The sequence below is a fragment of the Pseudogemmatithrix spongiicola genome (assembly GCF_030623445.1).
Classification (GTDB): domain Bacteria; phylum Gemmatimonadota; class Gemmatimonadetes; order Gemmatimonadales; family Gemmatimonadaceae; genus Pseudogemmatithrix; species Pseudogemmatithrix spongiicola.
In genome coordinates, this window is sequence record NZ_CP130613.1 from 1,555,316 (window position 1) to 1,579,765 (window position 24,450).

The following is a 24,450-nucleotide window of genomic DNA, read 5'->3' on the forward strand; positions in this document are numbered from 1 at the left end:
AAGGCCCCAGTCGTTCACTCGGCTGGGGCCTTCGTGTTTTCCCGCCGCCCGCCCCGTGCCTTCTCCACGCGTCCACTCGTCCTCCCCCTGATGGATACCAAAGCCGGTTTCGTCACCCTCGTCGGACGCCCAAACGCCGGCAAGAGCACGCTGCTCAACCGGCTCGTCGGCGAGCGCCTCGCCATCGTCTCCGCGAAGCCGCAATCCACACGTGAGCGCGTAGTCGGCATCCTCTCCGACGCCTCCTCGCAGCTCATCTTCCTCGACACGCCCGGTCTGCTCGAGCCGCGCTACGCGCTCCACAAGGCCATGCTGCACAGCGCGCACCAGGCCATCGCCGATGCGGACGTCATCCTGTACCTCGTGGACGCGACGCGCGACAAGCCGGAAGACCTGGTGGTCCTCGGGTCGCTGCCGGCGGCGCCGAGTGCGCCCGTGATCGTCGTGTACAACAAGCTCGATGAGGTGAGTGCGGCGCGGCGCGCCGAGCTCGAGGCGCTGGCCCCCGACGCCTCGTGGATCTCGGCCGCCACGGGCGAGGGCTGCGAGGCCCTTCTGGCCCGCGTGCGGGAGCGCCTGCCGGCGCATCCGTTCTTCTATGACGCCGACGACGTCTCGACGCAGCAGATGCGGTTCTTCGTCGCGGAGTTCCTGCGCGAGACGGTCCTCGAGCAGCTCGACGATGAGGTGCCGTACGGCATCGCCGTCGGCATCGAGGAGTTCCGTGAGGCCGAGGATCCGGTGTACATTCGGGCATTCCTCTACGTCGAGCGCGAGAGCCAGAAGGGTATCGTGGTGGGCGCAGGAGGAAGCCGCATCAAGGCGATTGGCCAGGCGGCGCGAGCCCGCATCGAGCCGTTGGTCGGCCGGAGGGTGTTTCTGGATCTGCGGGTGAAGGAACTCAAGAACTGGCGGAAGGACGTGCACGCGCTCGCGCGGCTCGGCTACCGCCTGCCGGAGGATCAGTCGACGTGACGGAGATTCCCGCGGACATCCGGGACCTGCTGGCCTGCCCGCGATGCGGTGGCGTGCTGCGCGATTCCCGCGTGGGTGGCGGTGAGACGCTGACGTGCGACGCCTGCGCGTTGGTGTATCCCGTGGAAGAGGGCATCCCGGTGCTGCTCGCCGAGCGGGCGCAGCCGCGCACGCAGGCCGAGGCCTAGCCGTCACGCCGTGAGCGCAACTGCTTGTCACTGCGTAGTTTGACAGTGATTCCGGGCCGTCCTAGGTTTTCACGTTCACCCCGATCCTGACCGCGTGTCCCAGAGCGTCGCGCTGCTGTTCACCCCCGATGGTCAGTCGCTCCCGGATTCGGTCCGGGCGTGGCTGGAGAGCCGGCGCGTGCCGACGCGCCGCTTCTCGGACGCCGACGAGGTGATGCAGGTGGCGCTGCGCGGGCGACCGCGGTTGGTGCTGGTGGATGCGCGGCAACACCCGGTGGCGGCGCTCAAGATGTGCCGCCGGCTGAAGCAGGATTCGTTCACGGGGATCGTGCCCGTCATGCTGGCCACCCGCGACGACGACGCGTCGTTCGCCGCGGCATTCGACGCCGGCGCGGACGAGGTGCTGCGCGAGGGCATCGGTGCGCACGAGGTCACGCTGCGACTCGATGCCATGCTGCGCCGCTCGGACCGCGACACCTTCGTGCATCCGTCGACGCGGCTGCCCGGTACGATCGAGATCGAGCTCGAGATGACGCGGCGGATCGAGCGGGGCGTGCCCTTCGCCGTCTGCTACGCGGACCTCGACCACTTCAAGGAATACAACGATCGCTACAGCTACTACGACGGCGATCGGGTGATCCGCATCCTCTCGCGCATCCTGCACGACAACGTGAAGGGGCTCTGCGGCGAGGCCGGATTCGTGGGGCATATCGGCGGCGACGACTTCCTGTTCATCATCCCGCTGGAGCAGGTGAACGCGACCTGCGGGACGATCGTCGAGGTCTTCGACACGCTGATTCCGTACCAGTATTCCGAACAGGATCGACGCGCCGGTTATTATTTCGGCAAGGACCGCCGGGGCCAGCTGCACAAGGTGCCGTTGATGACGCTGTCGATCGGTGTCGTGACGAACGAGCGCCGCGTGTTCACGCACGCGGGGCAGGTGAGCGAGCTCGCGACGGAAATGAAGAGTTACGCCAAGACGCAACATGGCTCGGTCTTCTCGGTGGATCGCCGCGGCGATGGTCCCGCGGGGGAGCTGCCGGGCGGCAACCAGCGGTCGGCCACTTCGGGGGACACGCAGTGAACGTGACGTGTGGGGAGTGCCAGTCGGTGTTCCGGGTGGATCCGGCGAAGGTGCCGGCGGCCGGTGTGCGGGCGCGCTGCTCGGTCTGCGGTGCGGTGATTCGCATCGGCGCGCCATCTGCGCCCTCGGCGCCGATCGGGAGTCCGGTGATGGCGGGCGCGGCGACGACGTCTGCGCCGGCGTGGGCCGCGCACGACCGTGCGGTCTACGAGTCCGAGGCGGAGGCGGCGCCCGAGGCGTTTGAGCCGCCAGCGCCTGTTCCACCAACGCCCGTGCCGCCGACGCCGGTCGCGCCGGCGACGCCGGTGATGCCGCCGCGCGCGGTCACACCGCCGTTCACACCCGCAGCCATGGCGGCACCGGTCCGGCCGGCCGTCGCGCCTCCGGCGCCTCCCGCGCCACCGAAGCCTCCAACGCCGCCAGCGCCCCCAGCGCCGCCGGCTCCAAGGCCAGCACCGCCCGCCGCTGCAGCCCCCGTAACGCCGCCGCGGCCGTCGATCGCCAAGCTCACGCCACCGATTCCGGGCGCGGCGATTCCGACGCCACCGGGCCAGGCGGGGCCTCCGCGCGTGACGCAGGCGCGTCCGCCACTCGCCGTGCCGCAGCCACCGGCAGCGCCACCGGCTGCGCCGCCAGTTGCGCCGCCTGTTGCGGCCGCGGCGCCGGCGCCCCTCCCGCCGCGCCCGGCGATGGCACCGCCCGTGCGTCCGGCGGCGCCTCCCGCGCCTCCCGCGCCTCCCGCCGCTGCGCCGGCTCCGCCCGCACGGCCGTCGACGCCGCTCTCGCGTCCGGTGCTGGGCGGCACGCCGCTCAAGCCGTTGACGCCGGTCACTCCGGCGGCGCCGGCGATGCCGAAGCCTGCGGCTCCCGCGGCACCTGCGGCCCCGGCGGTACCACCGGCGGCGGCTGCCCCGCCGGCAGCGCCGAGCGGCCCGAAGCTGACGCCCTCGCCGTTGTCGACGCCGCGGATGTCGCAGCCCGTGCGTGCCTCCGGAGCCACGCCGACACCCGCAGCCGGCGGCGCGGCGCGAAAGCCGATCAATCCCTTCCTCTCGAACGACCCGAACCTCAAGGCGCGACGCCTCGCCCGCGCGCTGGTCTCGGACATGATCGCGTACTTGCCCGATAAGCGGGAGCAGGGTCTGCGCGACGGCACGCTGAAGGCGCTCTTCAAGGAGGAGATCAAGAAGAGCTACGAGGAGTACGTGGACCAAGTGGGCAAGGACTTCGCCGATTCCACCACGCACTTCCAGGAAGCCCTCAACGACCTCCTGGCGGGCGGACAGAAGATGTTCTAGGACAAGCGGTTGGCGGGGTTGCGAGGGCTACGAGCCTGCGGTCCCGCCGACTATCTTTCCTGCAGTCGCCGCGAGCCGTGTGCCCTTCGCTGCACACGGCTCGCGCCGTTCCACCCTCCGAGCCCCCGATGGCCGATTCTTCCATTGCCCAGTCCCTCGCGCACGACGAAGCACGACTCGTCGAGCTGCGGAGGTACCTTTGACCTCGATCGCAAGCGCGAACGCCTGAGCGCCCTCGAGGCGGACATGAGCGACGCGAGCTTCTGGAATGCCCAGGAGCGGGCGCGCGAGGTGGTGCAGGAAGTGAAGGTCCTCAAGAACTGGATCGAGCCGTGGGATAAGCTCCAGGCGCGTGTGGCGTCCGCGAAGGAGCTGCTGGAGCTCCTGGCCATGGAGCCGGACGAATCCATGGAGGCCGACGTGGCCGCCGAGGTGGCGGCCGTGCGTGAGGCGATGGACGCGCTGGAGCTGCGCACGCTGCTGCAAGGCAAGGATGATTTCCGCGATGCCCAAGTGGAAATCAGCGCCGGCGCCGGCGGCACCGAGGCGCAGGATTGGGCGCAGATGCTCATGCGCATGTACACGCGCTGGGCGGAGCGCAAAGGCTTCAGCGTGGACATCATCGACCTCTCCGAGGGCGAAGAGGCGGGCATCAAGGGCGCGGTGCTGGAGATCAAGGGTGAGTACGCCTACGGCTTCCTGCGGCCGGAGAGCGGCGTGCATCGCCTGGTGCGCATCTCGCCGTTCGACTCGCAGGCGCGGCGGCATACGAGCTTCGCGTCGGTGTTCATCTATCCGGTGGTGAACGAGGAGATCAACATCGACATCCGCGAGGAGGACCTGCGGATCGACGTGTACCGTGCCTCGGGTGCGGGCGGCCAGCACGTCAACAAGACGAGCTCGGCGGTGCGCATCACGCACCTCCCGACGGGCATCGTCGTCGCCTCGCAGTCCGAGCGCTCGCAGTTCAAGAACAAGGCGACGTGCATGAAGCAGCTGAAGAACAAGCTGTACCAGCGCGAGATCGAGAAGCAGGCGGCGGTGAAGGCGGCGATGGACGCGAACAAGATGGACGTGTCGTTCGGCTCGCAGATCCGCAGCTACGTGTTCCAGCCGTACACGATGGTGAACGACCATCGGACCGAATTGAAGGTGACGGACGTACACAAGGTGATGGACGGGGCGATCGATCCGTTCATCGAGGCCTTCCTCAAGCAGGGCGCCTCGGGCGCCGCCGCGTAAGCCGCCGGGCGGCGCGCGAACTCCGATGACCGACGACCGATGAGCGACGAACTCAATCACGTGATGCGCGCGCGGCGCGAAAAGCTCGAGGCCCTGGCGGCCTTGGGCGTCGCGCCGTTCGCCTACTCCTACGACCGAACGCACGGCTGCGGCGCCGCGGTGCCGCTGCTGGGCGAGGCGGAGCAGGGCCCGACGGTGCGCGTGGCGGGCCGACTCGTCGCGCTGCGCGGCCACGGGAAGACGATCTTCGCGCACGTGGCCGACGACACGGGCCGCATCCAGCTGTACTTCAAGAAGGACGTGCTGGGCGAGGCCTTCGCGCTGGTGGAGCTCTTCGACCTGGGCGACGTGGTGGGCGTCGAGGGCTACCTGTTCCGCACGCGCACCGGTGAAGTCACGGTGCACGTGACGCAGGCGACGTTGCTGGCGAAGTCGCTGCGGCCGCTGCCCTTCGGCAAGGAAGAGCAGGTGGACGGCAAGGTGGTCCGCCACTCCGGGTTCGCCGATGGCGAGCAGCGTTCGCGCCAGCGCTACGCGGACCTCGCGGTGCATTCCGAGGTGCGGCGCCATTTCGCGGCGCGGTCGCGCATGACGACGGCGATCCGCCGGGCGCTGGACGAGCTCAACTACCTCGAAGTCGAGACGCCGGTGCTGCAGCCGCTCTACGGCGGCGCGGCGGCGCGGCCGTTCACGACGCACCACAACGCGCTGGACATGCCGCTGTATCTGCGCATCGCCGACGAACTGTATCTCAAGCGCCTCGTGGTGGGCGGTTTCGACCGCGTATACGAGATCGGCCACGATTTCCGCAACGAAGGCATCGACCGGACGCACAATCCGGAGTTCACGATGCTGGAGTTCTACGAGGCGTATGCGGACTACCACGTCATGATGGGCCGCGTCGAGCAGCTGCTCATCACCGCCGCCACGGCCGTGCGCGAGACGCTCGGCGACGCGCCGCGCACGCGTCCGGACGGCGAGGCCGCGGGCCCGGTGCCGACGTTCGTGACGCCGTTCCCGCGCATCGAGTGGGTGCCGGCGCTCTCGAAGGCCCTGGGCGTACCGGATGTGACGAAGCTCTCGGACGCCGAACTGGCGACGGCCGCGGAGCAGGCGGGCGTGCACGACATCCCGAAGCTCTCGCGGCCCAAGCTGATGGACGAGCTGTTCCAGCACCACGTGGAGAGCAAGATCGACACGCCGACCTTCGTGCTCGACTATCCGATGGAGCTCTCGCCGCTGGCCAAGCCGCACCGGACCAAGCCGGGGCTCACGGAGCGCTTCGAGCTCTTCGCGAAGGGCAAGGAGCTGGCGAATGCCTTCTCAGAGCTCAACGACCCGCTGGACCAGCGCGCGCGCTTCGAGGCGCAGGCGCGGCTCAAGGCGGCGGGCGACGAGGAAGCGAGCGGCGTGGACGAGGACTACCTCCGCGCGATGGAGTACGGCATGCCGCCGATGGGCGGCGTGGGCATCGGGCTCGACCGCCTGTTCATGTATCTGACGGATACGCCGCACATCCGCGACGTGATCCTGTTCCCGCTCATGCGTCCGGAGTGACGGCATAGTGGCCACGTCCCGCCTCGAGCTGTCGATCGCCTGGCGCTACCTGCGGAGCCGCCGCGGGTCGCGGCTGCTGTCGTTCATCTCCGTGATCGCGGTGGCCGGGGTGGCGGTGGGCGTGAGTGCGCTCATCGTGATCATGGGCGTCATGAACGGCCTGCAGACGGACCTTCGCGAGAAGATCCTGGTCGGCAGTCCCGACATCCGCGTGCTGACCTACGGCGAAGCCCTGCGGCTCGAGCGCTGGCCCGAGGCGCAGGAGAAGGTGCGCGGCGTGGCCAACGTGGTGGACGTCGCGCCGTTCGTGATCACGCAGGCGCTGGCCACGGCCGGCAAGGGCCACATCGAGGCGGTGACGATCGGTGGCCTGCTCCCGGGTGATTCGGGCTCGACGCAGGTGACGACGATCCGCGACCACGCGGCGCCGGGCGCGTTCCTCTTCAAGACCACGGACGGCCGGGACAACGGCGTCGTGCTCGGCCGCCTGCTGGCGGACCGGCTGGGCGCGTATCCGGGCATGCGCATCACGGTGTACACGGCCGGCAACAACGACGCCGAGAGCGCCGGGGCCGTCATCGGGGTGGGGCCGCTGGCGGGCCTCTCCGCGGGCATGCTGCCGCGCGTGCAGCAGTTCGAGGTGACGGGCACCTTCGAGACGCTGATGTACGAGTACGACAACAACTACGCGTACGTCGCGCTGCCGTACGCGCAGCGTCTCGCGGGGCTCGACAGCGCGGTGACCGGCCTCGAGGTGAAGACGACGGGTCGCTGGGTGGCGCCAGAAGTGGCGGGGACGATCGTCGAGCTGCTGGGCTGGCCGTACCGCGCCGAGGATTGGCAGCAGCAGAACAGCTCGCTGTTCCGCGCGCTCAAGCTCGAGAAGCTGGGCATGAGCGTCATCCTCGCGTTGATCATCATGGTGGCCGCGTTCAACATCGTGAGCACGCTGACGATGGTCGTGCGCGACAAGACGCGCGAGATCGGCATCCTGAAGGCGATGGGTATGCGCGCCGACGCGATCCGCCGGATCTTCCTGCTGCAGGGCGCGTTCATCGGCGCCGCGGGCACGGGCATGGGCCTCGTGCTCGGACTCGGCACAGGTCTCGCGCTCGAGCGCTGGAAGCTGATCGCGCTGGACCCCTCGGTGTATTTCATCGACCACCTGCCGGTGCGCCTGGAGCTGTTCGATGTGACGCTGATCGTGCTGCTCAGCGTCGGCGTGGCCGTGCTGGCAACGCTGCATCCGGCGGCGACGGCGGCCAAGCTCTACCCGATCGAGGCCATCCGCAGCGAATGACGATGCCTGGGGAGACGCCCGCCGTGGGACGGCCGCCGGTGCTGGAAGCCATCGGCGTGGTGAAGGCATATCGCGGGGGCGACGGCTCGGCGATCCGCGTGCTGGATGGCGTGGACCTGCAGGTCGCGCCGGGGGAGATGGTCGCGGTCGTCGGCGCCAGCGGTTCCGGCAAGAGCACGTTCCTGCACGTGCTGGGGGCGCTCGAGCGTCCCGATGCTGGCGTGGTGCGGCTCGGCGGCCAGCCGACGAGCGGGGCGAGCGATGAGTCGCTCGCGGAACTCCGGAATCGGCAGGTGGGATTCGTCTTTCAGTTCCACCACCTGCTCAAGGAGTTCTCGGCGTTGGAGAACGTGATGATGCCGATGCGGATCGCCGAGCGCTCCGAGGCCGAGTGCCGCGCGCGCGCGACGGAGTTGCTTGAGCGCGTGGGGCTGGGCGCGCGCCTGCATCATCGGCCCGCGGAGCTCTCCGGTGGCGAGCAGCAGCGCGCCGCGGTGGCCCGGGCCTTGGCGCTGCGCCCGCCGGTGCTGCTCGCGGACGAGCCGTCGGGCAACCTGGACCACCAGAACGCGGAGCGTCTGCACGACCTGTTCGCGGAGCTCGCCCAAGACGGCGGGCTCGGCCTCGTGGTCGTGACGCACAACCGCTCGCTGGCCGAGCGGGCGCAGCGGACGCTGCATCTCGAGGACGGACGCCTGCATCCGGCGCCCGCGTCGGCGGGAGGCGTCTGATGGTTTGCGACAACTGCCGCGAGCGCGATGCCGTGGTGCACCTGACACAGATCGTCGAGGCGGCGGTGTCGCAGGTGCATCTGTGCGAGCAGTGCGCCGCGGCGCGGGGCATCGAGACGACGGTGACGGCCCCGCCGTCGCATCCGTTGGGCGATTTCCTGCAGGCCGTGCAACAGCAGGCCGCGCAGATGCCGGGCGATATGGCCCGCTGTGCCTTCTGCGGGACCTCGCTGCGGGATTTCCGCGCGAGCGGGCGGCTGGGCTGCGCGCAGTGCTACGGGGCCTTCGAGCAGAGCCTGCGCGAGCTGCTGCGGCGGGTCCATGGCGGCACGCGGCACGTCGGATGGCAGCACCTCTCCGAGAATCCGGCGGACATGGCGCGCGAGACGGCGATCGAGGCGCTCCGCCAGCGCCTCGCGAAGGCCGTCGAGGGCGAGGCCTTCGAGGAAGCGGCCGCATTGCGGGACCAGATCCGGGGGCTCGAATGACGCTGGACCTGTCGCTGCTCCCGGACGGCGGCCTGCACTGGCTGATCGGTGACGGCCAGCACGCGGGCATCGTGCTCTCGTCGCGGATCCGCTTGGCGCGCAACATCGCGGGATTCGCGTTCCCGGTGCGTGCCCGTGAGGGCGAGCGCCTGCGCGTGATGCACCAGGTGCGGGCGGTGGCCGCGCGCCTGAAGGGCCTCGAGGGCGCCGCCTTCGTGCGGGTGGACGAGTGCAGCCCGGTGGAGCGGCAGGTGCTGCACGAGCGGCACTTGGTGAGCCGCGAGCTGGCGGGACTCGACCGTGGCAGCGTCGGGCCGACCGGGTCGGCCGTGCTGGTCACCGGCGACGCCGGGGTGATGGTAAACGAAGAGGACCATTTGCGGGTCCAAGTGTTCAGGTCCGGCTTTGACGTGCAGGGCGCGTTGCGGCAGGCGGAGGCGCTGGATGCCGAGTTGGGGGCGGCGCTGCCGTTTGCCGCGCACACGGAGTTCGGCTACCTGACGGCGTGCCCGACGAACACGGGGACGGGGCTGCGGGCGAGCGTCTTGATCCACCTGCCGGGCTTGGTGCTCACGCAGGAGATCGGGAAGGTGCTGCAGGGTCTGCAGCACATGGGCCTGACGTATCGAGGCCTGTACGGCGAAGGGAGCGACGTCCTCGGGAACCTGTTCCAGATTTCGAACCAGACGACGCTTGGACGCAGCGAGGAGGATCTGACGGAGCAGTTGGAGCGCGTCGTGCGGCGGGTGATCGAGCGCGAGGAGGAAGCGCGCGCGATTCTGGCGCGGGACGCGGGTTATATTATCGAGGACAAGCTGTGGCGCGCGTACGGCACCCTGCGGCACGCGCGGAACCTGCCGGCAGATGAAGCGATGAACCTGCTGAGTGGGTTGCGGCTGGCCGCAGGACTGAACCTGGTGACCGGGCTCAGTGTTTATACGCTCAACAAGCTCCTGATCTTCAGCCAGTCGGCGCACCTCTCGCACAGCGCGGGGCGGGTGTTGACCGAGGGCGAGGCGAACCTGGCGCGGGCCCGCTACGTGCGTCAGATACTCGCCAACGAGGCACGCCTTCCCGAATGACCCTCGGGAAGCGCAGCGGTCGAGGCAACGGATGAACGGTTACAACTTCACGGAACGGGTGCGGAAGGTCCTGGCGATGGCGCGCGAAGAGGCGGCCCGCCTGCACCACGAATACGTGGGCACCGAGCACATCTTGCTCGGGCTGATCCGCGAGGGCGAGGGCGTCGCCGCGGCGGTCCTGCAGAATCTCAGCGTGGATCTCGAGGAGATCCAGCAGAAGATCGAGGACACGGTGAAGAAGGGGAAAGCCGCGCAGGCCACCGGCCCGGACCTCCCGTACACGTCGCGCGCGAAGAAGGTGCTCGAGCTCGCCATGGGCGAAGCCCGCGAGCTCAACCACTCGTATGTCGGCACCGAGCACCTGCTGCTCGGCCTGCTGCGCGAGGAGAAGGGCATCGCGGCGCAGGTGCTGACCGACGCGGGCGTGCACCTCGAGGCGGCGCGCGCCGAGACGCTGCGCCTGCTCGGCACGGAGATGCCGCAGGGGCAGCAGGGCGGCACGCCCGGCACGCCGCCGACGCCGGCCGCCGGCAAGGGCGAGAAGAAGTCCAAGACGCCGGCGCTCGACCACTTCTGCCGCGACCTCACGACGCTGGCCGCCGAAGGGCAGCTGGACCCGACCATCGGCCGCGCGAAGGAGATCGAGCGCGTGATGGAAGTGCTCTCGCGCCGCAAGAAGAACAATCCGGTGCTGATCGGCGAGCCCGGCGTGGGCAAGACGGCGATCGTCGAGGGCCTGGCCCAGATGATCGCCAACAACACCTGCCCGGACTCGCTGCGCGACCATCGCGTGCTCTCGCTGGACATGGCCGCGGTGATCGCGGGCACCAAGTATCGCGGCCAGTTCGAGGAGCGCCTCAAGGCCGTGATGAACGAGATCGCGCAGAACACGCAGATCATCCTGTTCATCGACGAGCTGCACACGCTCGTGGGCGCGGGCGCGGCCGAAGGCGCGATCGACGCGAGCAACATGCTCAAGCCGGCGCTGGCGCGCGGCGAGCTGCAGTGCGTCGGTGCGTCCACGCTGAACGAGTACCGCAAGTACATCGAGAAGGACGGCGCGCTGGAGCGCCGCTTCCAGACGGTCGTGGTGGATCCGCCGTCGATCGACGAGACCGTCGAGATCCTCAAGGGCTTGCGGGCCAAGTACGAGGACCATCACCGCGTCACGATCCCCGACGAGACGTTGGCGATCGCGGCGAAACTGTCGGAGCGCTACATCACGGATCGCTTCCTGCCGGACAAGGCGATCGACGTGATCGACGAGGCAGGGGCGCGCGCGCGGCTTGCGGCGCAGGTGCCGCCTCCGGAAGTCGCCGACCTCAAGACGAAGCTCGAGGAGGTCAACGCCGAGAAGGACGCGGCGGTGCGCGACCAGAACTTCGAGCGCGCGGCGGCCCTGCGCGACACGGAGCGTCAGCTGCAAGCCGACATCCGTGCGCGGCAGGAAGATTGGGAGCAGAAGCGCCAGTCGCTGCGCCCGGTGCTGGGCGAGGAAGAGATCGCGTTCATCGTCGGCCGTTGGACGGGCATTCCGGTGACGCGCCTGCAGGAAGCCGAGACCACGCGCCTGCTGCGCATGGAAGAGGAGCTACACGGGTCCGTGGTGGCGCAGGAGGACGCGATCAAGGCGATTGCGCGGAGCATCCGCCGCAGCCGCGCAGGCCTCAAGGATCCGCGGCGTCCGATCGGCTCGTTCATCTTCTGCGGCCCGACGGGCGTGGGCAAGACGGAGCTGGCGCGTGCGCTGGCGAAATTCCTCTTCGCCGACACCTCGGCGCTGATCCGCGTGGACATGAGCGAGTACATGGAGAAGTTCTCCGTGTCGCGCTTGATCGGTGCGCCGCCGGGCTACGTGGGCTACGAGGACTCGGGCACGCTCACCAAGGCCGTGCGCCGCAAGCCGTACTCCGTGATCCTGCTCGACGAGATCGAGAAGGCGCATCCGGACGTGTTCAACATCCTGCTGCAGGTGCTGGATGAGGGGCACCTGACGGACAACTACGGTCGCGTGATCGACTTCAAGAACACGGTCGTCATCATGACGTCGAACGTGGGTGCGAAGGACATCATGAAGAACCGCACGCTGGGCTTCGGCGCCGCGGAGGCGAGCCAGAACTTCGACCGCATGGCGGACAAGGTGAAGGAGGAGTTGCAGCACGCCTTCAATCCGGAGTTCCTGAACCGCCTGGACGACGTGATCGTCTTCCATCCGCTGACGAAGGAGCACATCGGCAGCATCGTCTCGATCCTGCTCAAGGACGTGCAGAAGCGGTTGGGCGAGGAGGAGCTGTCGCTGCGCCTGACGGACGGCGCGACCGACTTCCTCGTGAAGCACGGGTACGACCAGAGCTACGGGGCGCGCCCGCTGAAGCGCGCGATCCAGCGCTGGATCGAGGACCCGCTCTCGGAGCGCATCCTGATGGCCGAGTTCGGGCGCGGCGACGAGATCGTGGTGGACGTGGCTGCAGACGGCAGCAAGCTCGAGTTCCGCACGCCAGCGGCGAGTCCGAAGGCCTGATTCCCCTTTCCAGCACGCCCGGCGGGACCGGACCTTTGGAACCTGTCCGGTCCCGCCCTGTGTATATTCCCTCCATGTTCCGTATCTTCTTGGCGTTGCTGGCCTTGGGCCTCGCGACGCCGGTGCTGGCGCAGGACCAGCCTGGACGCTGTCTCGTACCCGATTCGATCGGCGTCCGGGGCAATGTGCGCGTCGGGCGGGCGACCATCGTGGCCAATAGCGGCCTGCGCGAGGGCGACTCGCTGAGCTTCCCGGTCATCCAGCGCGCGATCCGCGACCTGTACGGCACGGGGGACTTCGACCACGTCGCCATCGAGTGCGGACTGCCGGCGGCCACCACCCGCGGTGCGGTCCTCGTCATCGCCGTCAGCGAGCGGCCCATCGTCGGCCGCGTCTCGGTGGAAGGCACCGAGGCGATCACGCAGGGCACCGTGGAGGACAAGGTGTCGCTGCTGGTGGGACGTCCGGTGGATCCCGCGCAGATCGCGGTGTCGATGCGCCGCATCGATTCGCTGTACAAGGCGCGTGGCTACTATCTCGCCCGCATCCAGCCCGAGACGACGTCGCTGGGCGACCGCGTGGGCATCACGTTCCGCGTGAACGAGGGACGGCGCCTGGCAATCTCCGGCCTGCGGGTGCTGGGCACCCAGGGCGTGGATTCGCGCGACGTCGTGAAGGCGATGGAGACGAAGCCCGAGGGCTTCTGGTGGTTCCGCAAGGGCGAGTTCGACGAGGACGTCTACGCGACGGACCTCGGCGAGAAGATCCCGACGTTCTTCGCGCAGCGCGGGTACGTGGACTTCCAGCTCGAGCGCGACACGATGATCGTCGATCCGTCGCGCGGGAAGGCGCTGGTGGAACTGCAGGTGCGCGAGGGGCCGCAGTACCGCGTGGGCGGCCTGGAAATCGTCGGCAACCGGCACTTCGACACGGAGCGCCTCGCGGCGTATTTCCCGTTCCGCGACCGGACGCCCACACTGACCGAACGGGCGCGCGCATTGATCAAGCGGCAGCCGGTGGCCAGCGACGTCTTCGACCGCACGCGCTGGGACGCCGCGACGCAGCAGGTGCGCACGCTGTACAGCAACGACGGGTACATCTACGCGCAGATCAATCCGGTGGTGGAACGCGAGCCGGGTGACTCGGCCGTCGTGCGCGTCCGCTGGGACATCCGCGAAGGCACGCCGGCGATCATCAACCGCGTCGACATCATCGGCAACGACTTCACGGTCGAGAACTGCATCCGCGACCAGCTGTTCATCATCCCGGGCGACGTGTTCAACCAGGACCGGTTGATCCGGAGCTGGCAGGGCATCGGCAACCTCGGGTTCTTCGAGACGCCGCTGCCGTTCCCCGACACGCGGCCGGCCAACGAGGAGGGTGACATCGACATCATCTTCCGCGTGAAGGAGAAGCGCACCGGCAACGTGAACTTCGGCGCGTCCGCGGGCCAAGGCACGGGCATCGGCGGCTTCATCGGCCTCGACCAGCCGAACCTCTTCGGCAAGTGCAAGCGCGGCGCGATCAACTGGCAGTACGGCCGATTCATCAACGACTTCAACGCCTCGTACACGGACCCGAACATCCGCGGCTCGCTGGTCTCGGCGCAGCTGACGGGCTACCACTCGCAGGCGCGGTTCCGCATCGCCGACTTCGGCCAGACGACGCGCATCGGCACGAACGTGCGCGTGGGCTATCCGTTCCCCGGGTCGCGCTTCACGCGCGTGTTCACGTCGTACGGCATCGAGTCGGTGCGGTTCGGCACGGGCGGCCTGCTCGGGCAGGAAGCCTCCGACGGCTGCGACGGCTGCTTGCGCAGCACGTTGGGCTTCGACGTGACGCGCGACACGCGCGTGGACATGCCGTTCGCGACGGACGGCCGCCTGCAGACCATCAGCGCCCAGTTCAACGGCGGCCTGCTGGGCGGCCGTGCGACGTTCCAGCGGTACACGACGGAACTGCGCAACTACACGCTGCTCGCGCGCATCGGTGGGCGGGCACCCGGCTCGCAGCCGCTGCGGCTCACGATGGGCCTGAGCGCGCGAGGTGGCGCGGTGTTCGGCAACACGCGCGACTTCTTCTGGTCGCAGCAGTTCTCTCTCGGCGGCGTGCAGTTCGGTGAGCCGCTGCGCGGCTACCCGGAGTTCTCGATCACGCCGAACGGCTTCACGACGAACGCCGGCACGTTCAACGCGCAACGCGAGTCCTTCGGCAGCGCGTTCTTCACGTCGACGGCCGAGATCGGCCTGCGCTTCAATTCGTCGCTGTATCTCTCGGCGTTCTACGACGCCGGCAACATCTGGGCGCGTCCGCGGGATTTCGACCCGACACGCCTCTTCCGCGGCGCCGGCTTCGGCGCCTCCACCGTCAGCCCGCTCGGTCCGCTGGGCATTGACCTCGCCTATGGCTTCGACCGTCTCGATGCCCTGGGCAATCCCGACCCGAAGTGGCAGCTGCACTTCCGGCTGGGCCAGTTCTTCTAACCTCGGAGTTGATGCACATGTCGATCCGTACCCGCGGCGCCCTGCTCGTGGCCGCCTTCCTCTCGCTCGCGGCGTCGCCGCTCGCCGCCCAGAAGGTGGCCTTCGTGAACTCGCAGCGCATCCTGCAGGAGATGCCGGCGCGCGCGCAGGCCGAGGCGCAGATGCGCACGGCGCTCGAGAGCCTCCAGGCCCGCCAGCAGGTGATGGTGGACTCGCTCAACGGGTTCATTGCCGCGTTCGAGCGCGACTCGGCCGGTCTGTCGCAGCAGGACAAGGTCGCGCGCTTCACGGCGCTGCAGGCGTACGACGCCCGCTACCGCGACACGCTCGAAGTCCTCGAGACGGAGAGCCAGCAGGCGCAGGCGGCGGCGATGCAGCCGCTGTTCGACCAGATCCGCGTGGCGCTCGACGATATCCGGGCGGCGGACAACTACACGATGATCCTCGATCTCTCGCGCGAGGGCAGCCCGGTCGTCGCGTTTGACCGCAACCTCGACATCTCGGACCGCGTGCTCACGCGCATCCGGGCGACTGCGGCGCCGGCGCGTCCGGGAGCCGCTCCAACCCAGCGTCCGCCGGGCCAGACGCCGGCCGCGACGCCGCCGGCCCAGCGGCCCGCGCCGCAGGGGCCGGTGTCGCAGCCGACGGGAGTCCGGCGCCCGTAAGGGCGTCGGCGGCACGCCTCCCCACCAGGCGATGACCGATTCCCAGGGAGCGTCCCTGCGGCTCGCGGACATCGCGGCCGCGGTCGGGGGCACGGTGCAGGGCGACGGCGAACGCCGCGTCTCGAGCATCGCGCCCCTCGATCGTGCCGGTGCGGGGCAGTTGTCGTTCCTGGCGCTGCCCAAGTACGTGCCGCTGCTGGCGGACTCGCAGGCGGAGGCCGTGCTGGTCAGCCCGGAGTTCAAGGACGCACCGGGGCGCTGTGCGCATCGGATCGTCGTCGCGAAGCCGCAGGAGGCGATCCTCGCGTTGCTGCCCCTGATGTATCGGCAGCCCGTACGGCCCTTCGTGGGCGTGCACCCGACGGCCGTCGTGGATCCGTCGGCGACCATCGACGCCGACGTGTGCATCGAGGCGTTCTGCGTCGTCGGGGCGGGGGCGCGCATCGGGCGCGGCGCGTGGATCGGCGCGCAGTGCGTGATCGGCGATGGGGCGCAACTCGGCGCCGATGTGCGGCTCCATCCGCAGGTGACGCTGTACCCCCGTGTCGTGCTCGGCGACCGGACGGCGATCCACAGCGGTTCGCGCATCGGCAGCGATGGCTTTGGCTACGTGTTTCGCGACGGTGCGCACCAGAAGATCCCGCATGTGGGCGGCTGCGTGATCGGCCGCGACGTGGAGATCGGCGCGAACTGCGCGATCGACCGCGGCAGCATCGACGACACGGTGATCGGCGACGGCACGAAGATCGACAATCTCGTCCACATCGCGCACAACGTGCGGATCGGGCGGTTGTGCTTGCTGACGGCGCAGGCTGGCATCGCGGGCAGCGCCCGCCTGGGCGATGGCGTCGTGATGGCTGGCCAGTCGGGTATCTCCGGCCACGTGACGGTCGGGGACAAGGTCACGCTGACGGCGCGCACGGCCGTGATTTCGGACATTCCGGCGGGCGAGACCTGGGGCGGGTACCCCGCGCGGCCGCACCGCGAGCAGATGCGGAGCTTCGCCGCGCTTGCGAAGCTGCCGGACTGGATGAAGCGGGTGGAGCGGGCGCTGCGCGATGCATCGCCGTCACGCGAGGACGAGACGCCGTGAGCCGCCGGACGATCGCGCGCGATGTGACGGTGCAGGGCATTGGCCTGCACCTGGGCCGCGTGTGCACGTTGCGGTTCCTCCCGGCGGCCAGCGGTGCCGGCATTCGCTTCCGGCGGACGGACCTTGCTGGGCATCCGGAGACGCCCGCGCATCACCGCGTCGCGGTGGCCGCGGAGCGACGGACGCAGTTGGGCGAGGGCGATGCCGCGCTGCACACGGTCGAGCACGTCCTCGCGGCGGTCGCGGGCCTATGCATCGACGACTTGCTCATCGAGATGGACAGCGCCGAGCCGCCGATCATGGATGGCTCGGCGGAGCCCTTCCGGTTGGCGTTGGTGGAGGCCGGGCTGCGGGAGCAGGAGGGCAGCCCCGACGTGCTGCGCTTGCGGGAGGCCGTGCGCATCGTGGACGGCGAGTCCGTGTACGTGGCGCATCCGGCGGAGACGCTCGAGCTCGAGGTGAAGATCGACTTCCCGCATCCGCTGATCGGGGCGCAGGACGGGCGGTGGACGGTCACTGAGGAGACGTTCGCGCGCGAGCTGGCGCCGGCACGTACCTTCGGGATGTTGAGCTGGGTCGAGGGGCTGCGGGCGAAGGGCCTCATCCAGGGCGCCTCGACGGAGAACACGATCGTGCTGGACGAGACGGGCGTGGTGGACACCACGCTGCGCTGGACCGATGAGTTCGTGCGTCACAAGGCGATGGACGTGGTCGGCGACCTCGCGTTGGCGGGACAGCGGGTGCGGGCGAAGATCACGGCGACGAAGCCAAGCCACCGCGGGACGGTGACGCTGCTGCGCGAGATGTTGGCGCACGCGGTGCCTGCCGGTCCGGCCGCGGCGGCGAATCCAGAGGAGACTCGCGTGTTGGACATCGAAGACCTGATGAAGATCCTGCCGCACCGCTATCCGTTCCTGCTCGTCGATCGCGTGATCGAGCTGGAGCCGCAGAAGCGCGTGGTGGCCATCAAGAACGTCACGATCAACGAGCCGTTCTTCCAGGGGCACTTCCCGGGGCACCCGATCATGCCGGGCGTGCTGATCGTCGAGGCGATGGCGCAGGCCGGCGGCGTGCTGCTGATGGGAGCCGTCGAGGACCCGGAGAGCAAGGTCGTGTACTTCATGAGCATCGACAACATCAAGTTCCGCAAGCCGGTGAAGCCGGGCGACCAATTGCGGTTCGAGGTGGAGTTGGTCCAGCTGCGCGGCAAGGTCGCGCGCATCGCCGGCGTCGCGAAGGTGGACGGCGCGGTGGTGTGCGAGGCGGAGATGGCCGCGATGGTACGCGACCGATGAGCGCCAAGATCCATCCGACGGCCATCGTCGACGCGAAGGCCGAGCTGGGCGCCGACGTCGAGGTCGGGCCCTGGGCGTACATCGGCCCCCACTGCATCGTCGGGGACGGCAGCGTGATCCACATGCGGGCGACGCTCGAGGAGCACGTCATCCTCGGCCCCAAGGTGACGGTGGGCATCGGCACGGTGCTCGGCGGCAAGCCGCAGGACCTCAAGTTCAAGGGTGAGGTCACGACGGTGGAGATCGGCGAGGGGACGACGCTGCGCGAGTACCTCACGATCAACCGCGGCACCAGCGAGTCGTTCAAGACCACGGTGGGCAAGCACTGCTTCCTGATGTCGTACGTGCATCTCGCGCACGACTGCCACGTGGGCGACGGCGTGATCATCTCGAACGGCACGCAGCTCGCCGGCCACGTGACGGTGCATGACCGCGCGATCATCTCAGGGCTCTGCGCCGTGCACCAGTTCGCGAAGATCGGCCGCCATGCCTTCATCGGCGGGGCGTCGCGCATCTCGAAGGACATCCCGCCGTTCGTGAAGGCGGTGGGCAATCCGGTGCAGCTCTACGGCCTGAACTCCGTGGGCCTGCAGCGCAGCGGGTTCAAGGAGGAGGTCGTGAGCGAGCTGAAGAAGGCGTACCGCCTGTTCTTCCGCTCCGACATGAACATCTCGCAGGCGCTGGAGAAGGCCGGCGAGCTCAAGCCGTTCCCGGAGGTCCAGGCCTTCGTGGACTTCGTGGAGGCCTCGGGCCGGGGAGTCGTGACGTGAGCCAGCCATTGCGGGTCGGCGTGATCGGGACGGGCAGCCTCGGCTACCATCATGCGCGCATCCTGCGCGACTTGCCGGGCATCGTGTTCAAGGGCTTCTACGAGGCGAACGCCGATCGCGCGGGCACGGTGGCGCGGGAGCTCGGGATCCGCGCGTACCCGACGCTCGAGGCGTTGCTCGCCGACGTGGATGCGGTGAGCATCGTCGTGCCGACGCCGTTCCACCATGCGGTGGCGAAGCAGGCCCTCGAGGCCGGCAAGCATCTCCTCATCGAGAAGCCGATCACGGTGACGCTCGAGGAGGCCGACGAGTTGCTGGCGATCGCCGATCGCGTGGGCAAGCTGATCCAGATCGGGCATATCGAGCGCTTCAACCGCGCGATCCGCGCGGCGCTGCCGCACGTCGACACGCCGCTGTTCATCGACAGCGACCGTCTCGCGCCGTTCAATCCGCGCGGGTCCGACGTCGCGGTGGTGCTGGACCTCATGATCCACGACATCGACCTGGTGCTGACGCTCATCGGCGCGCCGGTGAAGGACGTGTCGGCGGCGGGGCTGCCGGTGCTCACGCCGAGCATCGACATCGCGAACGCGCGCATCACGTTCGCGACCGGCGCGGTCGCGACGATCACGGCCAGCCGCGTCTCGAAGGAGCGGACGCGCAAGTTGCGCATCTTCCAGAAGAACGGCTATCTCTCGCTGGACCTGGCGTCGGGCACGGGGGAGATGTACCGCCTGCGCAAGGATGTGGACCTGGCGACGTTGGCCAAGCAGGCGCAGCCGATCGATGCCTTCGTCGAGCGCGTGGTCATCGATGCGCCGGAGGGCGAGCCGCTGCGGCTGGAGCTCGAGAGCTTCGTGGCGGCGATCAAGGGCGAGCAACCCGTCGCCGTCACCGGTCGCGCGGGTCGCGATGCGTTGGCCGTCGCGCTGCGCATCATCGGCGACATCGAGCAGGCGCTGCCGGCGCTGCGCGGCCAGCTGCCGGTGGGACGCAGTGCGTGAGATCCTGATTCTCGCGGGGGAGGCCTCGGGCGACCTGCACGGGGCCATCCTCGCGGAACGGCTGAAGGCGTTGCGCCCGGGATTGCCCATCACCGGGACTGGTGGCGTGCGCATGCGCACGGCCGGCGTGGAGATGCTCGAGGAGCACGAAGGCGTCGTCGGCTTCGTGGAGGTGCTCCGGCACATCCCGTCGCACTATCGCCTGCTGAAGCGCCTTACGGCGCGCCTGGCGAGCGGACGCGTGGGCCTGGTGATCTGCATCGACTATCCCGGCTTCAACATGCGCGTCGCGGCGGCGGCGGCGAAGGCGGGTGTGCCCGTGCTCTATTACATCACGCCGCAGGTCTGGGCGTGGCGTGCCGGGCGCCTCAAGACGATGGCGAAGATCATCAGCAAGGCCGCGGTCATCCTGCCCTTCGAGGAAGCGATGCTCCGCGGGGCGGGCATCGACGCGACCTTCGTCGGGCATCCGCTGCTCGACCGGGCGCAATCCCTTCCCACGCAGGCCGAGGCGCGTGCGCGGCTGGGATTGCCCGCCGACGCCGAGATCCTCGCGTTGTTCCCGGGCAGTCGCGCCGAGGAGATTCGCCGGCATCTGCGCGATTTTCTCGCCGTCGCGGACGAATTGCGCCGGCGGCGGCCGGCGCTGCAGGTGGTGCTGAGCGTCGCGCCGACCATCGACCTCCGGGACAACGAGCTGCCGGTGCCGCTCATCCGCTCGGCGAGTTTCGACGTGCTGCGCGCGGCAGACGTCGCGCTGTGCAAGAGCGGCACGACGACGCTCGAAGCGGCCGTGGCGGGCACGCCCTGCGCGATTGTGTATCGCACGAGCCCGATTTCGTACGCCATCGCCAAGCGTCTAGTGAAGATCGGCCACATCGGCCTCCTGAACATCGTGGCGGGTCGCACGGTGGCGCCGGAGTTCGTGCAGGACGCGTTCCAGCCGCGACCGGTCGCGGATGCGCTCGAGCCGTTGTTCGACCGCGACGGCGAGGCCCGTGCGCGCATGGTGGCCGGCCTCGCCGAGGTGCGCGCCAAGCTCGGGGAGCCGGGCGCGTCGGAGCGCGTGGCCGTGATGGCGGCCGGGATGCTGCGTGTCGACTGAGGCGAAGGCACGGGCCAAGGCGCGCAAGCTCTGGTGGAGCGTCACCCTCGGGCGGCCGCTGGTGACGCTGCTCGGCGCGACGTGGCGCATCGAAGAGCGGAACGTGGAGGCGTGGCAGCGCCTGCAAGCGGAGGGCAACCCGTGCGTCCTGGCGGTGTGGCACGGCCAACTGCTCGGGGCGGTGTGGGCGAACCGCTTTCGCGGCATCTCGGCGCTGGCGAGTACGCATGGCGACGCCGAGATCATCGCGCGAATGATGCAGCGCTGGGGCTACCGGTTCGTGCGCGGCTCGAGTTCCCAGGGCGGGCGCGAGGCGCTGGTGCAGATCGTAGACGGCCTGAAGCAGGGCGCGACGTTCGCTTTCACTCCCGACGGTCCACGCGGTCCACGAGGCGTGCCGAAGCCGGGATTGCTCGTCGCCTCGATGCGTAGCGGGGCCCCGATCATCGGGATCCGCACCGAGATCTCGCGCGCGTGGCGGATGGGCAGCTGGGATCGCTTCGCGATCCCGAAGCCGTTCGCGCGGTTGCGCCTGACGTACTCGGATCCGTGGGTGGCGCCGGATGCCAGCGAGGCGTCGGTGGCGGAGTTGCAGCGCCGGCTCGGCCCACCAGAGGCCGGCGTGCTTGGGAGCGGCGCGTGAGTCACGCCATCGAGCGCGTCTGGGCCGCGGACGGGTTGGCTGCGCGCGCGCTGACGCCGCTGTCATGGCTCTTTGCCGCCGGTACGGGCGTTCGCAACGCGCTGTATGACCTGGGGATCCTCCGCAGCGAGCGGTTGCCGATTCCGGCCGTGAGCGTGGGCAACCTGAGCGTGGGCGGGACGGGCAAGACGCCGCTGGCCGCGTGGATCGCGCGTGAGTTGGTCGCGCGCGGGGCCAAGCCGGCGATCGTCATGCGTGGCTACGGTGGCGATGAGCCGCTGGTCCACGAGCGTTTGAACCCCGACGTGCCGGTGATCCTGAATGCCGATCGAGTGGCCGGTGCGCGCGAGGCCGCGCAGCGGGGCGCGACGGTGGTCGTGCTCGACGATGCCTTCCAGCATCGCCGTGCGCGGCGAGACGTGGACGTGGTGCTGGTCGCTGCGGAGCAGGGCCACGCCTCGCGTCTGTTGCCGGCGGGGCCGCTGCGCGAGGGCCGGCGAGCGCTGCGCCGTGCGTCGTTGGTGATCGTGACGCGGAAGTCGGCCTCGCTGGCGGATGCCGAGGCCGTGGCGGCCCGCTGGACGGGATTTGCCGGGGCCCCCACCGCCTCTGTGGTGGCGCTCACGCCGGGCCCGTTGCATGACGTGCGCGACCCTGCGGCGGCCACGCTGCCGCCGGAGGCGCTGGCCGGGAAGACGGTGCTCGCGATTTCGGCGGTGGGCGCGCCGTCGGCGTTCGCTGCACAGCTCGGCGCCCTGGGAGCAGTCGTGACCCAGGCCGCTTTTCCGGACCACCATGCCTTCGATGCGCGGGACGCGGCCGCGTTGTCGGCACGCGCCGCGTCGGTGGATTTCGCCGTCTGCACCCTCAAAGACGCGGTGAAGCTCGGCCCGCTGTGGCCTCGCGTGGCTTCGCCGCTGTGGTATCTTTCACAGGCTGTCGTGGTCGAACGCGGTGCGGCGCCGCTTCACGAGGCGCTGGACCGGCTCGTCCCCGGTGTACGGCCCTGAATTCCGACCCTTAGCTGCCGGCTCCTGTCCGGCGTGGTACCCCCCAATCCGCCATGGCTGATCTCCGCCTGCCGACCAATCCGATCGTCCGCCCCGACAAAGACCGGTTCCTCAACGAAGAGAACCCGTTCGAGGCGATGATGTCGCGCTTCGACCGCGCGGCCGAGCTCCTCGACCTCGAACCCGGGATCTACAAGGTCCTGCGCAGCCCCGAGAAGGAAATCACCGTTTCGATTCCCGTCCTGATGGACAACGGCGAAGTCGAGGTGTTCACGGGGATCCGCGTGCTGCACAACACGTCGCGCGGTCCCGCCAAGGGCGGCATCCGTTTCGACATGAACGTCTCGCTCGACGAAGTGAAGGCGCTCGCCGCGTGGATGACCTGGAAGTGCGCGGTGGTGAACATCCCGTTCGGCGGCGCGAAGGGCGGCGTGATCTGCGATCCGCTCAAGATGTCGGTCGGTGAGCTCGAGCGCGTGACGCGCCGCTACACCTCGGGCATCATCTCGACGCTGGGGCCGGATTCCGACGTGCCGGCACCGGACGTGAACACGAATGAGCGCGTGATGGCGTGGCTCATGGACACCTACTCGATGCACGTGGGCCACACGGTGAACGCCGTCACCACCGGCAAGCCGGTGGAGATGGGCGGCTCGCTGGGTCGTCGCGAGGCGACGGGGCGCGGCGTGATGTTCACCGCGACGCAGGCGCTCGAGCACCTCAAGATGGATGTGAAGGGCGCCACGGTGGCCGTGCAGGGCTTCGGCAACGTGGGCTCGATCGGCGCCCAGCTGCTCGCCGAGCAGGGCTGCAAGGTGGTCGCGATCAGCGACCGCACCGGCGGCTGGCACAACCCGAAGGGCATCGACGTCGCCGACGCCATCGCCTACGTCCGCAAGAACAAGACGCTCGACGGCTACGGCAAGGGCGACGTGATCACGAACGAGCAGCTGCTTGAGCTGCCGGTGGACGTGCTCGTGCCCGCGGCGCTGGAGAACGTCATCACGACGAAGAACGCGAAGAACATCAAGGCGAAGATCATCTGCGAGGGCGCGAACGGCCCGACGACCGCGGCCGCCGACACGATCCTCGACGAGAAGGGCATCTTCGTGGTGCCGGACATCCTCGCGAACGCCGGCGGCGTGACGGTCAGCTACTTCGAGTGGGTGCAGAACCGCGGCGGCTACTACTGGGACGAAGAGACCGTGAACGACCGCCTGCGCAAGATCATGGTGGAGAGCTTCGCCTCGGTGCTGAAGATCTCGCAGCAGCACAAGGTGAACATGCGCACCGCGGCGTACATGGTGGCGATCAGCCGCGTGGCGACGGTGCACCGGCTGCGCGGCATCTATGCGTAGGGCGCGCGCCTCGGCGTTGCCGGGGCGGCGATGAAGCTCGTGGTGGCCGCCGTCGGCAAGCCGCGTGATGCGGCGCTGGCGGCGGCCATTCGCCAGTATGAGGAGCGGGCGGCGCATTACTGGCCGCTCGAGTGCGTGGACGTGAAGGAAGAACCGGCGCGCAGCCTGGCGCCGGCGCAGGTGATGCAGCGGGAGGCGGCGCGATTGGCCGAGCGCCTGCCGGCGTCGGGAACGCTGATGCTGTGTGCGCCGAGCGGGGGGCGCACGTATACGTCCGAGGCCTTCGCCGGCTTGCTGCAGGAGCATCGGGAGCGGGCGCAGGACCTCGCGTTTGTGATCGGCGGTGCGTACGGGCTCGGGCCGTCGCTCGCGGAACGACCGCATCGCGTCCTGAGTTTGGCCCCATGGACTTTGCCGCACGAACTGGCGCGGTTGGTGTTGATGGAACAGATCTATCGCGCGGGCACCATCGTGCGCGGCGAACCCTACCACAAGTAGCGACGCATGCAGGCAGCACACACGCAGGCAGCACACGCAGCGCGATGTCCGGCTCGG

Annotated in this window: 23 protein-coding genes and 1 pseudogene; 23 read left to right on the top strand and 1 reads right to left on the bottom strand. The window is 69.3% G+C overall.

All coding sequences use genetic code 11. From position 1 onward, the window contains the following. Nucleotides 1-90 precede the first annotated feature (90 nt). The 4 genes and pseudogenes from era to Strain318_RS07090 all read left to right on the top strand — a co-directional run. A complete protein-coding gene (gene era, locus Strain318_RS07075) occupies nt 91-975 on the top strand; it encodes a GTPase Era (RefSeq protein ID WP_367887803.1) in 885 nt (294 codons plus the stop codon). Then, nucleotides 972-1,163 carry a Trm112 family protein gene (locus tag Strain318_RS07080; RefSeq protein WP_367887804.1) on the top strand — a complete coding sequence of 64 codons (192 nt, stop codon included), beginning with the start codon at nt 972-974 and terminating at the stop codon, nt 1,161-1,163. Before era ends, Strain318_RS07080 begins: the two co-directional genes overlap by 4 nt. Nucleotides 1,164-1,257: 94 nt before the next feature. Continuing rightward, complete coding sequence (locus Strain318_RS07085) at nt 1,258-2,250, top strand: diguanylate cyclase (RefSeq protein ID WP_367887805.1); 993 nt, start codon at nt 1,258-1,260, stop codon at nt 2,248-2,250. 2 nt (nt 2,251-2,252) lie between these two features. After that, a pseudogene (locus Strain318_RS07090) lies at nt 2,253-2,342 on the top strand (zinc-ribbon domain-containing protein); the annotation flags it as partial. Between the two features lie 113 nt (nt 2,343-2,455). Here Strain318_RS07090 and Strain318_RS07095 read toward each other — a convergent pair. Next, a complete protein-coding gene (locus Strain318_RS07095; RefSeq protein ID WP_367887938.1) occupies nt 2,456-3,250 on the bottom strand; it encodes a hypothetical protein in 795 nt (264 codons plus the stop codon). On the opposite strand from Strain318_RS07095, the gene Strain318_RS07100 reads away from it, so the two are divergent. From Strain318_RS07100 to Strain318_RS07190, 19 genes are all read left to right on the top strand, one after another. Further along, complete coding sequence (locus Strain318_RS07100) at nt 3,231-3,548, top strand: hypothetical protein (protein WP_367887939.1); 318 nt, start codon at nt 3,231-3,233, stop codon at nt 3,546-3,548. The two genes, Strain318_RS07095 and Strain318_RS07100, sit on opposite strands and share 20 nt — an antisense overlap. 128 nt (nt 3,549-3,676) lie before the next feature. Next, a protein-coding gene (prfB, locus tag Strain318_RS07105) for a peptide chain release factor 2 (protein ID WP_367887806.1) occupies nt 3,677-4,790 on the top strand; the annotation gives its coding sequence in 2 pieces (ribosomal slippage) (nt 3,677-3,748 and nt 3,750-4,790; 1,113 coding nt in all). A 39-nt stretch (nt 4,791-4,829) separates the two neighbouring features. Continuing rightward, entirely contained in the window at nt 4,830-6,347 is a 1,518-nt protein-coding gene (lysS, locus tag Strain318_RS07110) for a lysine--tRNA ligase (protein ID WP_367887807.1), read from the top strand. 7 nt (nt 6,348-6,354) lie between these two features. Then, entirely contained in the window at nt 6,355-7,647 is a 1,293-nt protein-coding gene (locus tag Strain318_RS07115) for an FtsX-like permease family protein (RefSeq protein ID WP_367887808.1), read from the top strand. Further along, nucleotides 7,644-8,378: an ABC transporter ATP-binding protein gene (locus Strain318_RS07120; protein ID WP_367887809.1), complete on the top strand. Its 735-nt coding sequence runs from the start codon at nt 7,644-7,646 to the stop codon at nt 8,376-8,378. The genes Strain318_RS07115 and Strain318_RS07120 overlap by 4 nt, the downstream gene beginning before the upstream one ends. Then, nucleotides 8,378-8,866, top strand: coding sequence for a UvrB/UvrC motif-containing protein (locus tag Strain318_RS07125; protein WP_367887810.1), 489 nt, complete (start codon nt 8,378-8,380; stop codon nt 8,864-8,866). Before Strain318_RS07120 ends, Strain318_RS07125 begins: the two co-directional genes overlap by 1 nt. 158 nt (nt 8,867-9,024) lie before the next feature. Next, on the top strand, nt 9,025-9,948 hold the full coding sequence (locus Strain318_RS07130) for an ATP--guanido phosphotransferase (RefSeq protein WP_437436325.1): 924 nt from the start codon (nt 9,025-9,027) through the stop codon (nt 9,946-9,948). Between the two features lie 31 nt (nt 9,949-9,979). Beyond that, nucleotides 9,980-12,469: an ATP-dependent Clp protease ATP-binding subunit gene (locus Strain318_RS07135; protein WP_367887812.1), complete on the top strand. Its 2,490-nt coding sequence runs from the start codon at nt 9,980-9,982 to the stop codon at nt 12,467-12,469. Nucleotides 12,470-12,543: 74 nt separating this feature from the next. Then, nucleotides 12,544-14,952 (top strand): outer membrane protein assembly factor BamA, encoded by a 2,409-nt coding sequence (bamA, locus tag Strain318_RS07140; RefSeq protein ID WP_367887813.1) that lies wholly within the window; start codon nt 12,544-12,546, stop codon nt 14,950-14,952. Nucleotides 14,953-14,969: 17 nt separating this feature from the next. Then, entirely contained in the window at nt 14,970-15,617 is a 648-nt protein-coding gene (locus Strain318_RS07145; RefSeq protein ID WP_367887814.1) for an OmpH/Skp family outer membrane protein, read from the top strand. A gap of 31 nt (nt 15,618-15,648) precedes the next feature. Then, entirely contained in the window at nt 15,649-16,710 is a 1,062-nt protein-coding gene (lpxD, locus tag Strain318_RS07150) for a UDP-3-O-(3-hydroxymyristoyl)glucosamine N-acyltransferase (protein ID WP_367887815.1), read from the top strand. Further along, nucleotides 16,707-18,005: a bifunctional UDP-3-O-[3-hydroxymyristoyl] N-acetylglucosamine deacetylase/3-hydroxyacyl-ACP dehydratase gene (locus Strain318_RS07155; RefSeq protein WP_367887816.1), complete on the top strand. Its 1,299-nt coding sequence runs from the start codon at nt 16,707-16,709 to the stop codon at nt 18,003-18,005. The genes lpxD and Strain318_RS07155 overlap by 4 nt, the downstream gene beginning before the upstream one ends. Continuing rightward, a complete protein-coding gene (lpxA, locus tag Strain318_RS07160; RefSeq protein ID WP_367887817.1) occupies nt 18,002-18,775 on the top strand; it encodes an acyl-ACP--UDP-N-acetylglucosamine O-acyltransferase in 774 nt (257 codons plus the stop codon). The genes Strain318_RS07155 and lpxA overlap by 4 nt, the downstream gene beginning before the upstream one ends. Beyond that, the gene (locus Strain318_RS07165; RefSeq protein WP_367887818.1) at nt 18,772-19,779 is read left to right on the top strand and encodes a Gfo/Idh/MocA family protein; all 1,008 of its coding nucleotides are present in this window, start codon (nt 18,772-18,774) and stop codon (nt 19,777-19,779) included. Before lpxA ends, Strain318_RS07165 begins: the two co-directional genes overlap by 4 nt. Beyond that, the gene (lpxB, locus tag Strain318_RS07170; protein ID WP_367887819.1) at nt 19,772-20,884 is read left to right on the top strand and encodes a lipid-A-disaccharide synthase; all 1,113 of its coding nucleotides are present in this window, start codon (nt 19,772-19,774) and stop codon (nt 20,882-20,884) included. Before Strain318_RS07165 ends, lpxB begins: the two co-directional genes overlap by 8 nt. Beyond that, nucleotides 20,874-21,527, top strand: coding sequence for a lysophospholipid acyltransferase family protein (locus tag Strain318_RS07175; RefSeq protein WP_367887820.1), 654 nt, complete (start codon nt 20,874-20,876; stop codon nt 21,525-21,527). Before lpxB ends, Strain318_RS07175 begins: the two co-directional genes overlap by 11 nt. Beyond that, nucleotides 21,524-22,537, top strand: a complete 1,014-nt coding sequence (lpxK, locus tag Strain318_RS07180) for a tetraacyldisaccharide 4'-kinase (RefSeq protein WP_367887821.1) — start codon at nt 21,524-21,526, stop codon at nt 22,535-22,537. The genes Strain318_RS07175 and lpxK overlap by 4 nt, the downstream gene beginning before the upstream one ends. 53 nt (nt 22,538-22,590) lie before the next feature. Further along, on the top strand, nt 22,591-23,895 hold the full coding sequence (locus Strain318_RS07185) for a Glu/Leu/Phe/Val family dehydrogenase (RefSeq protein ID WP_367887822.1): 1,305 nt from the start codon (nt 22,591-22,593) through the stop codon (nt 23,893-23,895). 30 nt (nt 23,896-23,925) lie between these two features. Beyond that, a complete protein-coding gene (locus tag Strain318_RS07190; protein ID WP_367887823.1) occupies nt 23,926-24,393 on the top strand; it encodes a 23S rRNA (pseudouridine(1915)-N(3))-methyltransferase RlmH in 468 nt (155 codons plus the stop codon). The last annotated feature ends 57 nt before the right edge of the window (nt 24,394-24,450 follow it).